Source organism: Actinophytocola sp., from assembly GCF_035762905.1.
GTDB lineage: Bacteria > Actinomycetota > Actinomycetes > Mycobacteriales > Pseudonocardiaceae > DASYTH01.
Map to the genome: position 1 here is coordinate 33,147 of NZ_DASUCC010000101.1, position 21,512 is coordinate 54,658.

At 72.7% G+C, this 21,512-nt stretch carries 12 protein-coding genes; 2 read left to right on the top strand and 10 right to left on the bottom strand.

The features are described from left to right. Positions 1-287: 287 nt before the first annotated feature. Entirely contained in the window at positions 288-740 is a 453-nt protein-coding gene (locus VFV67_RS22500; protein WP_326472589.1) for a Fur family transcriptional regulator, read from the top strand. A 73-nt stretch (positions 741-813) separates the two neighbouring features. Here the strand turns inward: VFV67_RS22500 and VFV67_RS22505 are convergent, their stop codons facing one another. Next, entirely contained in the window at positions 814-1,665 is an 852-nt protein-coding gene (locus VFV67_RS22505) for an SGNH/GDSL hydrolase family protein (RefSeq protein ID WP_326472590.1), read from the bottom strand. 435 nt (positions 1,666-2,100) lie between these two features. On the opposite strand from VFV67_RS22505, the gene VFV67_RS22510 reads away from it, so the two are divergent. Next, complete coding sequence (locus VFV67_RS22510) at positions 2,101-2,913, top strand: methyltransferase domain-containing protein (RefSeq protein ID WP_326472591.1); 813 nt, start codon at positions 2,101-2,103, stop codon at positions 2,911-2,913. 258 nt (positions 2,914-3,171) lie between these two features. On the opposite strand, the gene VFV67_RS22515 is transcribed toward VFV67_RS22510, so the two are convergent. From VFV67_RS22515 to VFV67_RS22555, 9 genes are all read right to left on the bottom strand, one after another. After that, the gene (locus VFV67_RS22515) at positions 3,172-5,196 is read right to left on the bottom strand and encodes an amino acid adenylation domain-containing protein (protein ID WP_326472592.1); all 2,025 of its coding nucleotides are present in this window, start codon (positions 5,194-5,196) and stop codon (positions 3,172-3,174) included. Beyond that, positions 5,184-8,012: a type I polyketide synthase gene (locus tag VFV67_RS22520; RefSeq protein WP_326472593.1), complete on the bottom strand. Its 2,829-nt coding sequence runs from the start codon at positions 8,010-8,012 to the stop codon at positions 5,184-5,186. Before VFV67_RS22520 ends, VFV67_RS22515 begins: the two co-directional genes overlap by 13 nt. Further along, positions 8,009-11,371, bottom strand: coding sequence for an amino acid adenylation domain-containing protein (locus VFV67_RS22525; RefSeq protein ID WP_326472594.1), 3,363 nt, complete (start codon positions 11,369-11,371; stop codon positions 8,009-8,011). The genes VFV67_RS22520 and VFV67_RS22525 overlap by 4 nt, the downstream gene beginning before the upstream one ends. After that, on the bottom strand, positions 11,371-11,646 hold the full coding sequence (locus tag VFV67_RS22530; protein ID WP_326472595.1) for a phosphopantetheine-binding protein: 276 nt from the start codon (positions 11,644-11,646) through the stop codon (positions 11,371-11,373). Before VFV67_RS22530 ends, VFV67_RS22525 begins: the two co-directional genes overlap by 1 nt. Before the next feature lie 2 nt (positions 11,647-11,648). Beyond that, entirely contained in the window at positions 11,649-13,964 is a 2,316-nt protein-coding gene (locus tag VFV67_RS22535; protein ID WP_326472596.1) for a type I polyketide synthase, read from the bottom strand. Then, a complete protein-coding gene (locus VFV67_RS22540; protein WP_326472597.1) occupies positions 13,961-17,125 on the bottom strand; it encodes an amino acid adenylation domain-containing protein in 3,165 nt (1,054 codons plus the stop codon). Before VFV67_RS22540 ends, VFV67_RS22535 begins: the two co-directional genes overlap by 4 nt. A gap of 2 nt (positions 17,126-17,127) precedes the next feature. Beyond that, on the bottom strand, positions 17,128-18,354 hold the full coding sequence (locus tag VFV67_RS22545; protein ID WP_326472598.1) for an MFS transporter: 1,227 nt from the start codon (positions 18,352-18,354) through the stop codon (positions 17,128-17,130). 39 nt (positions 18,355-18,393) lie between these two features. Then, complete coding sequence (locus tag VFV67_RS22550) at positions 18,394-19,323, bottom strand: aminoglycoside phosphotransferase family protein (RefSeq protein WP_326472624.1); 930 nt, start codon at positions 19,321-19,323, stop codon at positions 18,394-18,396. Positions 19,324-20,810: 1,487 nt separating this feature from the next. Next, complete coding sequence (locus VFV67_RS22555; protein ID WP_326472599.1) at positions 20,811-21,473, bottom strand: response regulator transcription factor; 663 nt, start codon at positions 21,471-21,473, stop codon at positions 20,811-20,813. Between the last annotated feature and the right edge of the window lie 39 nt (positions 21,474-21,512).

Genomic DNA, 21,512 nt, shown 5'->3' on the forward strand with positions numbered 1-21,512 from the left:
TCGTTCGCAGGGAAGGGAGCGGCCCGGTCGGAGCACGCTCCCGGAGCCGACCGTGCACGGCCGGTAACCCCGATGGTCCGGCCTGCCGGGTATGTGGTCACTCAGGCGTTTTGCGTAACCGGATCGGCGTTCGGCCTACTCCGTTCGGCGGCCTACGGCTGCAACCCCTTGGGGCCGCCCAGCTGCCCGCGGTGGCCGAGCACCTAGGTGCCAGATTGCCACTGATTTGCAACAGCTCGGTATGCTTGTATCCACGGGGACCCGTAGCTGGTGAATGGTTGGCAAGGATGAACACGCGAGAACTGGGCCAGATGGAGCCGCGCAAGCAACTCCAGACCGCTGGGTTGCGAGTGACCGCACCACGATTGGCCGTGCTCGACTGGCTCGCCACGCATCCGCACGCGACCGCGGACCAGGTTGCCACCGGGGTTCGGGAACGTCTGGATTCCGTGTCCACGCAGGCGATCTACGATGTGCTCAACGCGTGCACCCAGGCCGGGCTGTTGCGCCGCATCGAACCCGCCGGACATCCCGCCCGGTTCGAGCGCCGGACAGCGGATAACCACCATCACCTGGTCTGCCGCAACTGCGACCGCACCGAGGACGTCGACTGTGTCGTGGGGTTCGCCCCCTGTCTCGAGCCGTCCAACGCGTTGGGCTTCACCATCGACGAGGCCGAGGTCGTGTTCTGGGGCCTGTGCCCGGACTGCAGCGCACCGCGCGCCAGTCGGTCGGGCTGACCGCCGGTGACCCGGCCGGCAGCGTAGACCACAGTGGACAGTCGGGGTTGAGGGTGCGCGGGCCCCGGCGTGGTCAGCCCAGGCCGAGGACCGCGATCGTCTGCGTGGCCATGTTCGCCTCACCGAGCGCGTTGGGGTGCACCACGACCGGGTTGGTGGTGTGCAGGACCGGCTCGATCCACCGGACACCGAGCGGCCGGCAGGCGTCGTGGCCCTCGGACACGGCGGCCATGTCCACATAGGTCGCCCCGGTCACGGCGGCGGCGCGCTGGACGGCGTCGTTGAGGGTGGCCTGCAGTGAACGCAGGTAGGGCACGTCGCCGGTGGCGATCGGCATCCGGGTGAAGCAGCCACCGGTCGGCGGCAGGATCCACGGGTAGCCGAGGATGGCCACCCGGGCCTGCGGTGCCTTGGCCCGGGTCGCCCGCAGTGCGGTCACCAGCGCCGGGTAGGTGGTGGTGCGAATGGTGTCGGTGAACCGGGAGCCGTACAGATCCCGGCACGGGCTGCCGAAGCCGAGGGTGAGGATGCCGGCGGAGCCGCAGGCCAGGATGGCGCCGATGAACACGCCGCTGTCGTTGCCGCCGATGGTCATCGTGACCAGGTCGGTGTCCGCGCCGACGGCGTCGAGTTGGGGCCGGACGCCGGGGTACTGGGCGGTGGTGAAGTGCCTGGTCTCGGCGGCCCCGCAGGACACGTCGACCAGGTCCGCCCCGGTCCGGGCGGCGAGCACGTGCGGGTAGTTGCGGTTGGAGCGCAGGCACAGCAGGGGTGCGGTGGGATCCGGCGGCAGCACACCGGACGCGGCGCTGTAGGAGTCGCCGAGCGCGACGTAGCGCAGCGGCACCTGTGCGGCGGCGGGGGTCGGCACGAGGGCCAGCGCGGCGATCGCGGTGGCGAGGGACGCGAACAGTCGGCGAGGCATGGGCTCTCCCGGCATCGGTGACGGCGGCCTGGTTGCTACTGGCAAGTAGGTACGGGTGCTCGCCAATGGTCAACCATGCCGCGCCCGGACGTCAAGGAGCCCGACGGCCAGGGCACAGCCAGCCGGCCGCAAGAGCGCTGCGCGATCCTCCCTGCCCGTCCGAAAACGCGCGGCGCACCCGGTGTGCCCAGTGCACCGGGCTCGATGCCCAGCTCGCCGACCAGGCGGGTGCGGATCCGGTGCAGCTCGGCGAGCGCGTCGGCCTGCCCTCGTGCCAGCACCGAACCGGTCCGGGCACCGAGAAATCCATCAGAACACTGTGGACTCCGGCCCCACCCTCGCCTACCGCCGAACGGACCCCGACGCGATGTCCGACCGGCGCTCGACAAGGATCGGGAGGGGACCGTTCGTCGTCGAGCCGAGAGGGACGCCGCGATGCCCGATGTCTACACCACGATCGCCACCGCCGAGGCCGCCGTCGTCGGACCGCTGGTGGACACCCTCGAGCTGCGTGCCGCCGATCCCCGGCAGCGGCAGATGCGCGAGGAGTACCTGTCCGAGGTGGCGTTTCCGGCCGAGGCGCGGGTGGTGGAGATCGGCTGCGGTCCGGGGCCGGTGGCCCGGTCGCTCGCGGTCTGGCCCGGCGTCGGCGAGGTGGTCGGCATCGACCCGTCGCCGGTGTTCATCGAGAAGGCCCGGGAGCTGGGTGCGCGGCTGCCGAACCTGACCTTCATGACCGGCGACGCGCAGGCCCTGCCACTGCCGGACGCCTCGGTCGACGTCGCCGTGTTCCACACCGTGCTCTGCCATGTCGCCGACCCGGCGCTGGCGCTGGTCGAGGCGATGCGGGTGCTCCGGCCGGGCGGGTCCGTGGCCATCTTCGACGGCGACTACAACACGGTCTCGGTGGCCACCTCGGCCGCCGATCCGTTGCAGGCGTGTGCCGACGCGGCCGTCGGCTTCCTGGTGCACGACCGCTGGCTGCCCCGGCGGCTGCCCGCGCTGCTCGGCGCCGCCGGCTTCCACTGGATCCGGTTGCGGGGGCACAACTATCTGGACGCGCCCTCGGCGTCCGGCTACCTGCTCGCGCTCATCGACCGGGGGATCGACGCCCTGCTCACCGGCGGACGGGTCGGACCCGGCATGGCCGAGGCGCTCCGCGCGGAGGCCAAGCGCCGCAGTGAGGCGGGCGAGTTCTTCGGCCACATCGCCTACGTGAGCGCGATCGCGCAGCGACCGGCCCAGTAGTTCTTGTGCTCCATGTCCGACGGCAGCCCACGGACGTAGGCGGTGGCGGTGCGCCGTGGCTCGTCGAAGGTCTCGGGATCTGGGGAAATCTCGGGGTCTGGATCGCGTTTGGCGCTCTCTTCGGCGTCGTCGTCGGGGTTTTGACAACATCGCTCTCGGTGCCGCGCTAGGTGTGGGATGGAGTGTGTCCTCCTGGGCCGTCTTCATCGCGCGAAGGGATGCTCGCGGCGAATCCTGAGCGTCGCGCCCGAGTATGGGCTACGGGGTCGTAGGCGCCACCGGGGAGTCCAGGAAGCAACGCAACGGCGCTGGTGATGGTGGCCGCGTCACGGGAGTACGAGCGGACCCGGTCCGACGGGGTGGCGCCGGCAGCGCCCGGCGATCGATCTTTCCGTTGGGGGACAGGGGAAGTGCCGCAAGGGTGAGGTAGCGGACCGGCACCATGACGGCCGGCAGGTGCTCGGCCGCGAACGCCCGTATCCGCTCCGGGTCGGGGTCGGCGCCGGGTTCTGCCACCAGGTAGGCGACCAGCGTGAGGGAGGCGCCGAGGTCGTCGCGGAGCAGCACCACGGCGGTGCCGACGTCCGGATGCCGGTTGAGCACCGACTCGATCTCGCCCAGTTCGACCCGCTGGCCGCGGATCTTGACCTGGGTGTCGATCCGGCCGAGGTAGTCCAGGTGTCCGGCCGGGGACCAGCGGGCCAGGTCCCCGGTGCGGTAGACGCGCTGCGGCCGGCCGGAAACCCGGGTCTCGATGAACCGCTCGGCGCTCAGGTCGGGCCGGCCGGCGTAGCCGCGGGCCAGGCAGCGCCCGCCGAGCACCAACTCGCCGGCGGTGCCCAGCGGGGCGAGGTCGCCGCGCTGATCCAGGACGTAGGCGAGCACGTTGGTGATCGGCCGGCCGATCGGCACGCCGTCGTCCGGCTCGGGCCGGCGGCAGGTCCATGCGGTGACGTCGATCGCGGCCTCGGTCGGGCCGTAGAGGTTGTCCACCCGGGTGTGCGGCAGCAGCGCGGTGAGCCGGTTGGCGATCTTCGGCGGCAGCGCCTCGCCGCTGCAGATGACCCGGCGCAGGCTGGTGCACCGGGCGGCATCGTCCTCGGCGACGAACAGCGCGAGCATCGACGGGACGAAGTGGACGGTGGTGACCGACTCGCGGGCGATCAGCTCGGGGATCTGCTGCGGGTCGCGGTGCGCGTCCGGGGACGCCACCACGAGCCGGGCGCCGGCCAGGAACGGCCAGAGCAGCTCCCACACCGACACGTCGAAGGTGTACGGGGTCTTCTGCAGCACCACGTCACCGGCGTCGAGCCGGTACTCCCGCTGCATCCAGGTCAGTCGGTTGGCCAGGCTCAGGTGCGTCATCTCGACGCCCTTGGGCGTTCCGGTCGATCCGGAGGTGAAGATCACGTAGCACAGGCCGTGCACGACCTCCCGTGGCGCCCGGTATCCACGCCAGTCCACCGGTTCGGCGGGCGCGGCCGGTCCGGTGAGCGGCTCGCCGGCCAGCGTGCGAACCGGCAGTCCACTGTGGACCAATGACTCCTGGCTCACCATGAGCAGGTGTGCGCCGGCCGACTCCAGCATGAGCCGCCTGCGGGCCGGCGGGTGGGTCGGGTCCAGCGGCAGGTAGGCCGCGCCGGCCAGCAGGATGGCAAGCACCGCGACGACCATGGCGGTGCTGCGCTCGGTGCACAGGCCGACCACCGACCCCGGGCCCACCCCGTCGGCCCGCAGCCGGCCGGCGATGGCCGCGGCCTCGTCCAGCAGCTCCCGGTAGGTCCGGTCTCGCCCGTCGCCGCGCAGCGCGAGCGCGTCCGGGGTGTGCGCCGCCTGCCGGCAGATCAGCTCGTGCACCGGGATCACCGGCCCGGGCCCGGGTTCGGGGTTGAAGCCGAGCAGGGTCCGGCGCTCCCGCGGGCCGACGACGGTGGCCGCGTGGACCGGCCGGTCCGGGTCGGCGGACAGCGAGTCGAGCAGCGTATGCAGCCGCTCGGCCAGAAACGGCGGCGCGGAGCGGAGCCACACCGCGACCGCGCCGAGGGTGGCGGCCTCGTCCGGCGCGGCCGTTCCGACCGCGATGTCCGGTGTGGACGGTGCGGATCGGGGTGCGGTGCGGACCTGGCCGAGCACCCCGGTCAGCGTGTCCTCGCCACGGACGGCGAGCGTGACGCCGCCGTCCGGCAGCGCGACGGTCACGGACTCGGTGTTCTCCAGGCGGTGCACCAGGATGGCGGCCACGGCGGTGGCCAGCGTGGTGTCGACTCCGGTCAGGACGCGCATCGGTGGGCCTCCACCTGGTCGGCGATCGCCCGCGGCGTGGCGGTCTCGGTCAGCTCGGCCACCGAGAGCGCCACGCCGAACCGGCGCTGCACCCGGGAGATCATGCGCAGGAACGTCAGCGACTCGCCGCCGATGGCGAAGAAGCTGGTGTCGGCGGTGATCTCGGCGGACCCGAGCATGGTCTGCCACAACTCGATGACCGTCGCCAGCGCACCGCCGGCCGGTGCGGGCCGCGCCGCCTCGGGCTCGGCCGGGGCCGGCCCGGCGTCCAGCCAGTGCCGGGTGCCGGCGAACGGGTAGCCGGGCAGGCCGGCGCCACGCACGCCGGCCCCGGCCCGGACCGCCGGCCAGTCCAGGTCCACGCCGGCCGCCCACAGCGCACCGGCACCGGCCAAGATGCCGCGATCGCCGCCGCGGCGCGGTTGCAGCGCGACCACCGGATGGTCGCCGGCCGGCCGGACCAGCCCGGTCAGCGCGGTGCCCGGCCCCACCTCGACCAGCACCGGGTTCGGCCGGTCCAGCGCGGTCCGCACCGCGTCGTGGAACCGGACCGGCCGGCGCAGCGCCTCGGCCCAGTACCCGGCGGCGCGCGCCCGGCCACGGGGCAGCACCGCGCCGTCCACGCTGCTGATCACGTCGTAGTCGCGCGGTCGTGGGGTGATCGCGGCCGCCGCGCGGTCCAGCGCCTCGGCGGCACCGGCCATCATCCGGCTGTGGAAGGCGCGGGTGGCCGGCAGCGTCCGGTGCGTGACGCCGGCATCGGTGAGCCGGTCCCGCAACCGCTCCAGCGGCGCCACCGGGCCGGCGACCACGACGCTGTCCGGCCCGTTGACCGCGGCGATGTCCAGCTCGTCCAGCCCGGCAAGGAATCCGCCCAGCTCGGCCGGGCCGGCGAGCACGGCCACCATGCCGCCCTCCGGCGCGTCCTGCATCAGCGCACCGCGCACCGCGACCAGCCGCAGCATGTCCGCCAGGTCCAGCTCACCTGCCAGGCCGGCGGCCGCCAGCTCGCCGACCGAGTGTCCGATGAGGACGGTCGGGTGCACGCCCCAGCCCAGCAGCAGCCGGCCGAGCGCGTACTCGTAGAGCACCAGCGCCGGCTGGGTGACGTCGGTGCGGTGGATCAGCCCACCGGACTCGTCGCGCAGCAACACGTCACGCACGTCGAAGCCGAGCGGCTCGCGCAGGTGCCCGGCGCCAAGGTCGATGTCGGCCCGGAACGACGGGTAGCGCCGGTACGGCTCGGCGGCCATCGCGGCGAACTCCGCGCCCTGACCGGGAAACAGGAACACCGTGCTCGGCCGGCGCACGGTCGCCCTGCCGCGGGCGCGGCCCAACCGGGCCACCGCGTCCGGCACGTCGGTGGCGCACACGCTGAGGCGATGCGGGAAGTGCCGGCGGTGCGACTGCAGGGTCAGCGCCACGTCGTGCACCGAAAGACCGGGCCGCTCGCGCAGGTGCCGGGCCAGCCGGTCCGCCGCGGCGCGCAGCGCCTCCGGGGTGCGCGCCGAGACCGGCAGCAGTGCCTCGGCCGGCCCGTCCCCCGCCGGCACCTGCACCGGCACCTCCTCCTCGAGCACCACGTGCACGTTGGTGCCGCCGAGGCCGAACGAGCTGACTGCGGCCCGGCGCGGACCGTTCGCGGGCGCAGGCCAGTCCCGGGCCGTACCGTCCAGCCGGAACGGCGTCGGACCGCCGAGCAGCTCCGGGCGGGGCTGCTTGAGCCCGGCCAGCGGCGGGATCCGCTTGTCGGACAGGGCGAGCGCGGCCTTGATCAGGCCGGCCACCCCGGCCGCGGCGTCCAGGTGCCCGACGTTGGCCTTGACCGAGCCAAGCGAGCACGGCCCGGCCGCGCCGCCGAACACCTCGGTGAGCGCGGCCAACTCGATCGCGTCGCCCACCTCGGTCGCGGTGCCGTGCGCCTCCACGTATCCCACGGTCGCCGGGTCCACCCCGGCGCCGGCGTAGGCCCGGCTGAGCACGTCGATCTGGCCGGCGACGCCCGGCGCGGTGTAACCGACCTTGGCCCCGCCGTCGTTGTTCACCGCCGACCCCCTGATCAGCGCGTAGATCGGGTCGCCGGCCCGGCGGGCGTCGCCGGCCCGCTTCAGCGCGACCATCGCCACCCCGTTGCCCGGCACGGTGCCGTTGGCGGTGGCGTCGAACGGCCGGCAGACCCCGTCCGGCGACAGGATTCCCTTGGGCTCGTAGCGGTATCCGGACCGCTGCGGCAGCGCCACGCACACCCCACCGGCCAGCGCCACGTCCGAGTCGCCCGTGCGCAGGCTCTGGCAGGCCAGGTGCACCGCGACCAGCGACGTGGAGCACGCGGTCTGCACGGTGATCGCCGGGCCGCCGAGCTGGAGCCGGTAGGCGATCCTGGCCGCCAGGTGGTCCTTCTCGTTGCCCAGCACGATGGACAGCAGCCCGTGGGTGTCCAGCACGTCCGGCCGGGCCAGCACGTGGTTGTGCAGGTAGTAGTTGTAGCCGGCGCCGGCGAACACCCCGACCCGGCCGAACGGCGCGGAACCGGCCAGCCCGGCCGACTCCAGCGTCGTCCACGCGGTCTCCAGCAGCAGCCGGTGCTGCGGATCCATGATCGCCGCCTCGGCCGGGGTGATCCCGAAGAACTCCGCGTCGAACTCGTCCGCGCCGTCGAGCACGCCCCGGGCCGGCACGTACGCCGGATCGTCGAGCCGGCTGTCCAGCTCGGTCACCGTGACCCGGCCGGCCAGGATGTTCGACCAGTACTCGGAAACGTCGTCCGCACCGGGGAAACGTCCGGCCATGCCGACGATCGCGATGTCCTCGGTCACGCTGCCACTCCTGAGATGTGTGCGTGCAGATGCGCGGCGAGGGCCTGCACGGTCGGGAACCGGTACAGATCGGTGAGCGGGAGCTGCCGGCCGAGCCGCTGCTGGATCAGCTTGCGGGCGACGGCAAGGCTCAGGCTGTCCCCGCCGATGTCGAAGAACGCCTCGTCCAGGTCGAAGTCGTCGGTGCCGAGCGCCACGATCCAGGCCGCGGCGACCAGCTCCTCCAGATCGGCGAGCGACACCGACATCACCGCGGCCCGCGCCGGTCCCGGCTCGGTGGCCTGCGGCGTGTGCGACCGCGCGGCGAGCGTCCGCAGATCGACCTTTCCGTTGCGGTCCAACGGGAACTCTTCGACGCTGAACCAGCGCTGCGGCCGGGCGTAGGGCGCCAGCCCCGGCTCGACCGCCTGCCGCAACACCGGAACCGGGGCGTCGCCCTTGACCGCGGCGCACAGCCGGGCGTTGGTCGGGCCGTCGCCGGCCAGGAACACCACGACGTCGAGCACCCCGGGCAGCTCCCGGATCCGGCGCTCCACGTCGACCAGCTCCACCCGGTGTCCGGCGATCTTGACCTGCCGGTCGTTGCGGCCGAGGAAGCGCAGGAACCCGTCGGCGCCCCAGCGCACCAGGTCGCCGGTCCGGTACCGCCGGGCGCCGGGGCCGCGCACGAACGACTCGGCGGTGCGCTCCGGCTCGCCAAGATACCCGTCGGCCAAACCCCACCCGGCGGTACGCAGCTCGCCGATCGCGCCGGGCGCGACGGCGCGGCCGGCCGGATCGACGACGTACAACCGGGTTCCGCGCACCGGAGTCCCGATCGGCAGCGGGTCGGGCACCTCGTGCGGGGCATCCACGTCGAACGTCGCGGTGAACGTGGTGTTCTCGGTCGGCCCGTAGCCGTTGGTGATCCGCAGCCCGGGACAGTGCTCGAGCACGCGCCGCACGTGCGCCGGCGAGACCACGCCGCCGCCGGTGAACAGCTGACGCAGTCCGCGGAAGGCGTCCGGCCGGTGGTCGGCGACCAGGTGGAAGAACCCGGAGGTCAGCCAGGCGTGGCTGACCGGATTGGTGCGCAGGAACTCGGTCAGGTCGTGCGGGGTCGCCTCGCCCGGCGGGTACACGGTGACCGCGTGCCCGTTCACCAGCGGCACCAGCAACTCCAGCGTCGAGGCGTCGAAGGCGAGCGGGGCAAGGCGGAGCATGGCCGACCCGGCGGGGTCGGCGATCATCCGGTGGTCCGCGGCCAGCCGCAGCACCGCGCGATGCGGGACCACGACGCCCTTGGGCGCCCCGGTCGATCCGGAGGTGAACGCGACGTAGGCGGTCCCGGCCGGCCGGGCCGCGAACGGCGGCAGCGCGGCGACGTCCCCGGCGCCGGCCGCCGGACAGTCCACAGTGTCCGTCCATACCGGATCGATGCCGGGGTGGTCACCGATCCGCGCGACCGGTGCGGCCGCGGCGACCAGGTGTGCCCGCCACTCGGCGGTGGCCGCCTGGTCCACCGCGACGTAGCCGGCGCCGAGCCGCAGGATGCCCAGTACCGCAACGGCTTCCGCCGCCGACCGGGCCAGCTCGAGCGCGACCAGGTCACCCGGGCGGACCCCACACTCGTGCAGCAGCGCGGCCTGGGCCAGCGCCCGCTCGTGCAGCTCGCGATAGCGCAGCGTGGTGCCGGTGGCGACGTCGGTGATCGCCGTCGCGTCCGGCGATTCCCGCGCGTGCCGCTCGAAGGCGCTCCAGATGTCCCCGGTGGTGTCGAACTCCGCGCCGTCGCCGAGCGCCCGCAGCCGCCGGAGCTGGCCGGGGGACAGGCCGGTGACGCGGGCCAGCTCCGCCTCCGGGTCGGCGGCCAGCTCGATCAGCACCGCCTGCACCGACTCGGCCAGCTCACCGGCGTCGGCGGCGGTCAGCACCGAGGTGGCGTACTCCAGGGCCAGCCGCGGCCGGTCGGACCAGGCTTGCAGGTACAGCAACACGTCGAAGACCGCGCCGTGGCAGTAGCCCTCGTGGATCCGCCAGGTCTGCTCGCCGGCGGCGAACGCGTCCGGCACCAGCTCGTGGTGCGCGGCGAACCCGATCTGGGCCAACGGGTTGTGGCCGGGATCGGTGGCCACGCCGAGCCCGCCGACCACCCGCTCGAACGGCAGGTCCGCGTCGGCGACGGCGTCGGCCAGCGCGCCGGCCGTGCCGCGCAGGAACCCCAGGCCGGACAGCTGGTCGCCGGCCCGGCAGCGCACCGGAACAACCCGGGTGCACAGCCCGACGATCCCGGCCATGCCGGCCTCGAACCGGCCGGCCGCCGGCACGCCGAGCACGAGATCGTCCAGCCCGGCCCGTCGGGCCACGGCCAGCGCCCACGCCGACATCAGCACCGTGGTCACGGTGGTCCGGCTGCGTCGGGCCAGCGCGGTGGCCGCCGCCGTCGCCGCGCCGGACAGGGCGAACACCAGGCGGGCGCCGTGCCCGTCGGCCTCGGTGACCGGCGGCAGGTCGGTGGGCAGGGCCACGGTCCTCGGCGCGCCGGCCAGGCGGGCGGCGACCCGGTCCAGTGCGCCGGCCGGGTCGGCGGCGGCCAGCCGGGAGGCGATCCACTCCGGTGACGGACCGGCCGCGGCGCCGCCTCCGTTCTGGTACAGCTCGACGAAGTCCCGGCACAGCACGCCGATGCTCCACCCGTCGACCACGGTGTGGTGGGCCAGCAGGGTCAGCAGGCTCCGCTCGCCGGCCTGGGTGAGCACGAACGCCACCGGCGGGGCCTCGAACGGCCGCAGCAGGTCTCCGGCACCCCGCCCGTACAGCTCGTGCACGGTGCGGACGGCGTCGGCACCCTCCGGCAGGGCCTGGTGCAGCAGCCGCGGCCGGTGCGGAACCGGCAACACGATCCGCCCCGGTCCGGAGGAGTCCCGCACGAACATCGTGCGCAGCGACTCATGCCGGGCGGCCAACGCGCGCAGCGCGTCCCGGGTCCGGTCCGGGTCGAGCGGTGCCGGCGGCTCCAGGGTGAACATCAGCCGGTAGGGCTGGTCCTGGCCGAGGACGTGCGCCGCGAGCATCGCCTTCTGGCCGGGCAGCAGCTCCCGGCGCACCGGGCCGCGCGCCGGATCGGTTGGTAGTGGGGCGGTTTCCACATAGTCCGTGGCGGCCTCGAGCGCCTCGCCGAGCGGACCGGTGGCCAGCACCCTGGCGATGTCCAGGTCGAGACCGAGGCGGTGCTGGCCCTGGGACACCAGGGCGATCGCCTGCAGCGAGGTGCCGCCAAGCCCGACGAACGACCCGGTCCGGACCGCGTCCGGTACCCGCTCGGGGGGCAGCCCGAGCACCTCGGCGACCAGCGGCGCCCACGCCGCGATGCTGGACATCAGGCTTCGGTCACCGGTTCGGCCAGGCGGTCCCGCGCCGCCTGCGCTACGACCTCGCGCAGGTCGGCGTAGCGCGGGTTCGCCACGACCTGCGGGAGCATGACCGGAAGCTCCAGCTCGTACCGGATCAGCGTGGACAGCCGCAGCGCGCTCAGCGAGTGGCCGCCGAGGTCGAAGAAGTCGTCCTGCTCGTCCACCGAGTCGACGCCGAGCACCTCCATCCACAGGCGCGCCAGTTCGGCGGTCAGTTCGGGCAGTTCGGTGATCTCAGGCATGGTCAGCCCTTTCTCGCGGTGGTGACCGGGGTCGGTGGGTCGATGAAGTGCCGGGTGGCGGCGAACGGGTAGGTCGGCGCCGGAACCCGCTGGCGACCCTCGTCGTGTGCGGGGTCCCAGGCGCCGCCGATGCCCAGTTCCCAGAGCACGCCGACGGCGGCGAGCAGCCGGGCGTGCCGGTCCTCCGGCTTGGCCGCGAGCCGTTCGGTCAGCGCGCGCAGACCGAACTCGGTTCCGTCGGGGCGGCGCAGGGTGACCTGGGAGCCGATCTCGACCGAGGCGACCGGATCGAGGCCGGCGACCACCGGCGCGATGTGCTCGGATCCGGGCAGCACGCGCAACCGTTGCCACAGCTGGAGGTCGACCGCCTCCTCGTCGGTGAGCAGCGCGCCGGTGGCCGGCGAGTACACCGCGATGTCCGGTGCGCGCAGGGCGATCCGGTGGCCCGAGCCGGTCACCAGACGGAGCCCGTCCGCGATGGACATGACCCCGGCCGTGCACGCCGCGGCGATCGCGCCGGTGCCGGTGCCGATCACCGCCGCCGGCTGGATTCCGCGGCTGCGCAACGACTCGGCCAGCGCGGCGGCGGCCAGGTACCGGTGCGCCTCCGTGCGGGCGTCCTCGTCGAGGTCCGGCGCGTCGGTGCGAAGCTGGGCGTAGCCCTCGTCGAGGATGCCGCGGTAGACCGGGTCGGCGTCGTAGTTCTTCCGGTTGCCGGTCCATTCCCCGTCGCCGGTGAGGACGAACAGCACGGCGGGGGGCGACGGGTCGGCACGCACCACGCCGCGGTGCGGCAGCACGTCGTGGTTGGTCAGGAAGGTTGCCCGCCACGGCAGTGCGGCCCGTCCGGTGCGCAGCGTGTAGGCGATGTCGGCGTGCTCCGGCCCGGCCGCACCGGCCACGAACTCGCTCACCCGGCACAGGTTCTGCTCGGCCGCCTCCTTCGTGCGGCCGGACACCATGATCAGCTGAGTGGCGATCCGCAGCGGCGCGGGCGCGCGGTCCGGCGCCTCCTCGAGCACCACGTGGGTGTTGGTGCCGCCGATGCCGAACGCGCTCACGCCGGCCCGGCGCACTCCGCCGATCGGCTCCCAGGGTCGGGCCGCGGCCGGGATCGTGAAGACCGAGTCCGCCAGCTTGAGCGCCGGGTTCGGTGCGGTGAAGTGCGCAACGGGCGGAATCGTCTTGTGCCGCAGGGCGAGCGCGACCTTGATCAGGCCGACGATGCCGGCGGCACTGTCCAGGTGGCCGATGTTGGACTTCAGGGCGGTCAGCGCGCACGGCGGCCGGTCGGCGTTGGTGGAGTCGAAGACCTGGCGCAGCGCGGCCACCTCGATCGGGTCGCCGAGCGCGGTGCCGGTGCCGTGCGCCTCGATCATGCCGATCGTGTCCGGGTGGAACCCGGCGACGCCGAGCGCCGCGGAGATCACCGCGGCCTGCCCGGCCGGGCCGGGGGCGGTGAAGCCGGCCTTGCGGGCGCCGTCGTTGTTCACCGCGGACCCGGCGATCACCGCGTGGATGAAGTCGCCGTCCCGCACCGCGTCCTCGAGCCGCTTGAGCACGACCACACCCGCGCCGTCGCCGTCGACCGTGCCCGCCGCCTCGGTGTCGAACGACCGGCAGTAGCCGTCCGGGGAGAACACGCCGCCGGGTTCGAACAGGTGCCCGCGCCGGGTGGGCGGGCCGATGGTGGCCGCCCCGGCGAGCGCCAGGTCCGCGTCGTAGGTGAGCAGGCTCTGCACCGCGAGGTGGACCGCGACCAGCGAGGTGGAGCAGGCCGTCTGCACCGACATGGCCGGCCCCTGCAGGTTCAGCTTGTAGCCGATCCGGGTGGCCGCGAAGTCCTTGTCGCTGTTGATGAGCACCTGCAGGCCACCGACCGAGCGGACCAGGTTCTCGTTGGGCCACACGTTGTCCAGCAGGTAGACGTTCATCCCGGTGCCCAGGTACACGCCGATCCGGTTGCCGTCCGGGGCGATCGGCGGGTAGCCGGCATGCTCCAGCGCGCCCCACGCGCACTCCAGCAGCGCCCGCTGCTGCGGGTCCATCAGCGCGCTGTCCTGACCGGAGTAGCCGAACAGCCGCCCGTCGAAGCACTCCGCGTCCGGCAGGATGGCCCGCGCCGGCACGAAGTTCGGCTGGTCGATCACCTCGTCCGGGACGCCCCACTCGGTGAGCTGGTCGCGGCCGAAGAAGCCGACCGAGTCGACGCCGTTCTCGATGTTGTGCCAGAACAGGTCCAGGTCCCGCCCGGCGCCGGGTACCCGGACCGCCATGCCGACGATGGCCACCCGGCCCGGCTCCAACTGCTCAGTCATCGTGCTCCCTTACGGCGTTCGGCGAGCAGGGCGCGGCCGGTCCGGCGCTGCTCGAGATGGTCGTCGGCGACGCGCGGCGCGGTCCGTTCGAAGTGCGCCGCGCACGCCGCAACGGTGCCGAACCGGAACAGGTCGGTCACCGAGATGTCCAGGCCCTCCTCGGCCATCCGCTGTTGCAACGTGATCAGGGCGAAGCTGTGCCCGCCGAGATCGAAGAAGTTGTCGTGTAGCCCGACGTCCGGGCGGTTCAGTACTTCTGTCCACAAGCGACGGATGTGCTCGGCCATCGAGGACGCCCGGCCGCGGATCAGCGAAACGGGCGCCGTCGCTCTGGCCGCCGTGCTCTCGGCGAGCAGCCGGGCGGTGTCGACCTTGCCGTGCGCGGTGAGCGGAATCGCCGGGACGACGAGGATCCGCGACGGCACCATGTAGCCGGGCAGCATCGCCGTGGCCATCGCACGCAGCTCGCGTTCGGCGTCCGGGCCGGGGTTTCCGGTCACGAACGCGACCAGCTGTTCACCGTCCGCGGCCACCGCGCATGCCTGGACGCCGGGATGCGCCAGCAGGGTGCCCTCCACCTCGGCGCACTCCACCCGGTACCCACGGATCTTCACCTGGGTGTCGTTGCGGCCCAGGTAGATCAGGTTCCCGTCGGTGCCCCACCGGGCCAGGTCGCCGGTCCTGTACATCACGCCCGGGCCCCACGGGTCCGGCAGGAACCGCTCGACGGTCAGCTCGGGGTTGTTCAGATACCCCTTGGCCACAAGCGATCCGCCGACGTACAGCTCGCCAGGCATGGCCACGCCGACCGGGCGGCGCCGCTCGTCGAGCACGTAGCAACGGCCGGACGGCAGCGCGACGCCGATGTTGCCCTCGCGAACCTCGGTCAGCGCGTCCGTCGGCACCTGGTGGATCGTGACGTGGATGGTGCCCTCGGTGATCCCGTACATGTTCACGAAGACGGCACGCATGCCGCCGTGCCCGGCCACCATCGCGGCGAGCCGGGACCAGCTCAGCGCCTCGCCGGCCAGCACCACGTAGCGCAGCGGCGAGTCCCCGGCCAGTTCCAGGTAGCGGGGCAGCATCCGGTACAGCGAGCCGGGCGTCTGGCTCAGCACGGTGATCCGCTCGGCCAGCACCAGCCGGGCCAGCCGATCCGGGTCGACCAGGTCGGCATGCTCGGCGATCACCAGCCGGCCGCCGGTGGTGAGCGCGCCCCACATCTCCCACACCGAAACGTCGAAGGAGAACGAGTGGGCGCCCAGCCAGGTGTCGCCGGAGGTGATGTCCAGGCCGGCCGGGCTCGGTGCGCACAGCGCGTCGAGCCCGTCGTGCCCGACCATGACGCCCTTCGGCACACCGGTCGAGCCGGACGTGTAGATGATGTAGGCCAGCTCGTCTGGATCGGGAAACCGTTGCGGTACAACCGAGTCGCCGGTGATGGTGGTCACGTCGATGAGCCGGGCGGCGGGCAGGGTGCCGGCGAGCTGCGCGGTGTCCGGCTCCACCAGCAGCACCGGTGCGGCGGCACTCTCGGCGATCAGCTCGAGGCGCTGCCGCGGGTATTCCGGGTCAAGCGGAACGTAGCTGCCACCCGCCTTCCAGACCCCGAGGATGGCGGCGACGACCGCGGGGGAGCGGCGCAGCAGCAGGCCGACCCGGTCGCCGCGGGCGATCCCGGCATCGGCAAGGCCCGCGGCGATCCGGTCGGACCACCGGTCCAGCTCGGCGTAGCTCAGGTTCCGGTCGCGGAACCGGATCGCCACCGCGTCCGGGGTCGCCTCGGCGTGCCCGGCGAACCGCTCCAGCACCGAGGGGTGCCGCACCGGTCGGGCCGGTGGGTTGACCCCGGAGGTGAGCCGCCGTCGCTCGTCCGGGTCGACCGGGTCCGGTTCCTGGCCCTCATCATCCACAATGGACTCGAGGAACGTCAGGTAGTGGTCCAGCAGGGTCGCCGCGGTGGCCGGGTCGAACAGCTCGGTGCTGAACTCGGCGCGCAGGAACGGTTTGTCGGTGGACACGTCCAGGGTGATCCCGAGGTCGAACTTGGTCGCGTCGATCTCCACGTCGACCTCGGTCACCTTCACACCGGTCAGTTCCGGGAAGGCGAACGGGAAGTTCTGCACGGTCAGCGAGGTCTGGAACAGCGGCGCGTGACTGAGCTGCCGGCCGCCCGCGGTGGCCCGCACGATCTCCTCGAACGGCACTTCCTGGTGCGCGAACGCGGTCATCGAGGTCCGGCGCACCCGGGTCACCAACTCGGCGAAGGTCGGCTCGCCGGACAGGTCGACCCGGATCGGCAGGGTGTTGACCAGGCAGCCGACCAGGCGCTCCTCGACCTCGTCCATGCGGTTGGCCACCGGCACGCCGATCACCACATCGTGTTGCCGGGTGTAGCGGGCCAGCACCGCGGCGTAGCCGGCAAGCGCGACACCGAACAGCGTGCTGCCGTGCCGCCGGGCCCAGCCGGTGAGCGCCTCGATCAGGTCGCGGCCGACCGGACGGCGCAGCACCGCACCCCGGCAGCTCAGCACGCCGGGCCTCGGGAAGTCGGTGGGCAGTGCGAGCTGCGGCGCCCCGGCCAGCTCGGCCCGCCAGAAGGCGAGCCCGGCGGTGTCGTCGGCCCAGCGTGCCCGCTGGTCCCGGGCGTAGGCCGGGTAGGACTCGGCCGGCTCGGTGGGCCCGGTGCCGTTGTACTCGGCGGCGAGATCGGCCAACAGCAGCCCGACCGACCAGCCGTCGCAGGCGATGTGGTGCACCAGCACGACAAGGGCGTGCGTGTCGGCGTCCCAGGAGCGGATCCAGGCCCGCAGCACCGGGCCGGTGGTCAGCACGAACGGCCGGCGGGCCTGCGTGGCGACCAGCTCGCGGAGAATCTCGTCCTGCTGGGCCACGTCGACCCACGGTTCGGTCCGCACGTCCGGCTCGAGCACCGGCTCCGGCGCGACCCGCTGGGTGAGCACGCCGCCGGAAACCGCGTAGCTGGTGCGCAGCGCGTCGTGCCGGGCGACCACCCGGCGCAGCGCCCCGGCCAGCGCCTCGGTGCGCAGCGGGCCCTCGATGCGCAGCGCGAACGCCACCACGTAGGCGGGGTTTCCGGGCTCCAGCTCGTTGACGAAGTACAGCCGTTCCTGCGCGAACGACGCGCGCGTCGTGGTCATGGTCAGCTCACCCCCGCGGGTACCAGGGCGGCGCGGCGCCGGGTCACCGGCACGACCGCCGCGGCGGCCGTGAGCACCACCGCCGCGATCGCCGTCCATCCCCAGAAGCCGTACGCCACAACGATTCCGGACAGGAGCGCCGGTCCGGCGATGTTCTGGGTGATCACGCTCAGCTCGAACGCGCCGAGGTACTCGCCCTGCGCGTGCTCCGGGGCCAGCCCGAAACCGAGCCCCCACGCCGACGCGGACTGCATCACCTCGGCCACCGACATGATCAGCATCGCGGCGATCAGGGCACCGGTCAGCAGCACCACGTTGTCGTCCAGCGCCGTGACGGCGACGACCAGGCAGCCGCCGGCCAGCCAGATCCCGGAGCGGCGGGCCAGGCGGCTGGCACCCGCCACGGTGTCCGCGCCCTTGCTCGCGCGCACCTGGAACAGGATCACGAACACCGTGTTGAAGATCAGCAGCAGCGGCACCACCGAGTGCGGCACCGGCGTGTGGGTCAGCGCCCACAGCGGCAGGGTCACCAGTACCAGGGTGATGTGCGAGGCCAGCACCGCGGACACCCCGATCACCCGCAGGAACCCGCGGTCCCGGACGGCGGCGAACCGCCGGAAGCCGACCGGGACCGGCTTGGGCTCGCCCTCCGGCAGCCGGGTCACCAGCATGGCGGCCACCACCATCAGCGCCGCGGTGGTCAGCGGGATGACCACCAGCAGGTTCCGGCTCAGCGCCGCGACCGCGGCCACCCCGATGCCGACGCTGAACCCGATGTTGAACACCGAGCGCATCAGCGCCTTGAGCCGAACCCGTTCGTTGGCCGGTACCAGCGTCCCGATCAGCGCGCTGTTCGTCGGGCTGGTCCCGTACTCGACGAACCCGACACACATGACCACGATGAAGAACGCCGCCGAACTGTCCACAAGGGAATAGGAGCCGAACCCGACCGCCAGGGCCAAAAAGATGATCGTGAGCAACCGCCGCGGCCCCACCCGGTCGGCGATCATGCCGAACGTCACCGAGGAGATCAGCCCGGACATCCCGGCCGCCGACAGCCCGAGCCCGACCTGCCGCGCGGTCAGCCCGACATGCAGCGTGAAGTACACGATGCTGCCGCTCAGAAAGATGCCTTTACCGATCGACTCAGCCAGCCGTATCGCAATGAGCTTCCGCCGCAACGGATCCGTCGGCACAATGCGGGCGGACAGCGTGGCAAGATTGGACATTCTCACAACTCCAGGGATATCTCTGACTCTGACTCTGACTCAGTGCCCACCGCGCCCGAACGCGAGCAACTCGCCCCGCCGGCCAGGATCGTCGATGTTGCTGGCCCCGATCGGCGCCGCCGCCCGGCACCACGCGTCCAGCCGTTCCGGATCAAGACCGGCAAACCCGGCCAACTCATCACACCGGCGCGCCATGTCGACCCGATCGCGCCCCGCCAACACGAAATCGATAGCGTCAAAACACCGATCCCCCCGACACGCCATCGGATCGATCGCCACCAACCCCCGCCCATCCGCAATCAACACATTCCCCAAATGCAGATCCCCATGCAACAACACCGGATCCGCCGTACTCTCAACCAACTCCCCAGCCAACTTCCGCGCCTCGCACAGCTCCGCCCCCCGCCGCTCCGCCGACCCGAACAGAACGTCCAACCAATCCCCCAACTCCCGCGGCGCTACCCCCGGATCCCCCACCCCGTGCAGCTCACTCAAGAACGCGCCATACTCCGCCACCCCCGGCAGCACCCCCGTTCCCGCCAGCACCCCCGGCAGCACTCCCGTTCCCGGCAGCACCCCCGGCAGCACTCCCGTTCCCGCCAGCACCCCCGTTCCCGCCAGCACTCCCGTTCCCGCCAGTACCCCCGTGTCCGCCAGCATCCCCATCTCCGGCGGCACCCCCGTTTCCGGCGGCATCCCCGTTTCCGGCAGTACCCCCGTGTCCGCCAGCGCGCCCATCTCCGGCGCCACCCCCGTTTCCGGCGCCACCCCCGTCTCCGGCAGCACCCCCATCTCCGCCGCCGCCACCCCCGGCAGCCGCTCCAGGTCCGCCACCGCCACCCCCGGCCGCACCGCCTCATAGAGCACGGCCCCCCGGACCGCCCCCCACACCGCCGGCACCCGCCCACTGGGCGCAAACTGCCGCATCATCGCCGCTTCCTCGTCCACCGCCCACGCATCCGGCGACACCTTCAACACCGCGTCCCCCAACGCCCCCGAACACCCCACCACCACAGCCGAGTTCCCAGCGCCAACCTCCGCCCCCAGGTCCACCCCCCACAACGCAGCCAACTCCGCCAACCGCTCAGGCAACCCCGCCACCCACCGATGCGCGGCCTTCCCGAACCGTCCGCTCAGCCGCGCGGCAATCCCCGCAAGGTCGCCACCCCACTCACCATTCACGCACCATTAATCGCGCCCACCTCTCCCAATCCGAAGGGGATCCCACTCCCCATCCGGCCGGGACCCTGCCCGACCAAACCCGGGCACATTCCCACCCACCCCACGTATCCACCCCAACGCTCCCGGCACCCGAGTTCCCATCCCCAACACCCGAGTTCCCACCCTCAGCACCTGAATCCCCATCTCCAGCACCCGAATTGCCGACTCGGCACCCCGAACTGCCGCCCCCAGCACCCGAGTTCCCGCCCTTAACGCCCGGGCCGCCGGTTCCGGGACCCGAACGGCTGACCCCAGCACCCGAGGTGCCGGTTCCGGGACCCGAGCTGCTGACCCCAGCACCCGAGTCGCCGGTTCCGGACCCGAACTGCTGACCCCAACACCCGAGCCGCCGGTTCCGGGACCCGAGTTCCCCAGCACCCGAATCCCCGGCTTAGCACGCGAATTGTTGGCTCCAGCACGTGAATTGCCGGCTCCGGCACTCGAACGGCCGGCTCCGGCACCCGAACGGCCGACCCCAGCACCCGAACTGCCGACCCGGCACCCGAACTGCCGACCCGGCACCCGAGCTGCCGCCGCTGCGCGGCGGCAGCGCCGCGCAGCGGCGCAGCGGCGGCCGCAGGCTGCACGATTTGAAATCGGCAGTTCACCGCGCCCGAGCCGGCAACCCGGTTGCCCGGATTGACAATTCAGCTGCTGGAGCCGGCGACTCACGGGGGCAAAAGGTGAGCGGGCGGCTCGGTGCACGGCTGTGGGCAGGCCGAGCCCCGGCGATGTGCACGGAGCACCTGCCCACAGTCGTGCTGCGGAACGCCGGGCCCAGCCCCGCCGGGTTGACCATCCCGGGCGTTCCGACGCAGCCGGGAACGGCACCAGGCCCACCCCGCGCACCGGAACCGGCGGTCGACCCGCCTGAGCTGGCAACCCAGTTGCCCGAACTGATAACTCAGCTGGTGGAACCGGCAATTCGACTGCTGGACTTGGGAACTCAGCCGTGGAGCCGGCGAACCGGGTGCTGAGGCTGGCAACCCGATTGCTGGAGCTGGGAACTCAGCTGGTGGAGTCCGCAACTGGGAAATCGGTTGCTGGAGTCGGCAACTCAGTTTCTGGAGCTGGGAAATCGGTTGCTGGAGCTGGGAAATCGGTTGCTGGGGTTGGGAACTCAGCTGCTGGAGTCGGCGACTCGGGTGTTGGGGCTGGGTATTCGGTTGCTGGGTTCGGCAGATCGGGTGCCGGAACCGGCGGCTCGGGTGTTGGGGGTGGGGACTCGTCGGGGGTTATGGGAGGTGGCCGAGGCCGGCGTCTCTGGCCCGGAGGACGGCGTTGGCCCGGTCGGCGACGCCGAGTTTCGCGAAGATGCGGGACACGTGGTTGTTGATGGTCTTCGCGGACAGCGTGAGCCGGCGGGCGATGGCCACATTGGACATGCCGGTGGCGATGAGGTCGAGGATCTGGTACTCGCGGGCGGTGAGGCCGGGGAACGCGCGGGCGTCCGAATCCGGGGTGTTGGACATGATCGTGGCGAGCACGGTGGCGACCCGCGGGCTGAGTACCGCCCAGCCGGCGGCTACACCGCGCACCGCCCGGATGATCTCGGCCTTGGCGGTCGCCTTGCCGACGTAGCCCCGCGCGCCCGCGCGGATGGCGACGGCCACGGTCGCGTCGTCGTCGCGCGTGCTGAACACCAGCACCGCCACGCCGGGGTTCTGCGCGAGCACTTCCTTGATCACCGAGCTGACCCGGTGTTGTGGTAGTTGCAACCCGAGGAGCAGAACGTCCGGCCGGTGCCGCACGGTCTGGGCGACGGTGTCCCGCACGGTCTCCGCCTCGGCCACCACCTCGATCCCGGTCACCGGCGTGAACAGCGCCCGCAGGCCCTCCCGAACCACGTCGTGATCATCGGCCAGCACGATCCGCACCACCGGTACGCGCGCCGTCACCGGCGCCGGCCGATCCAATACCGCGCAGGCAGCGCCATT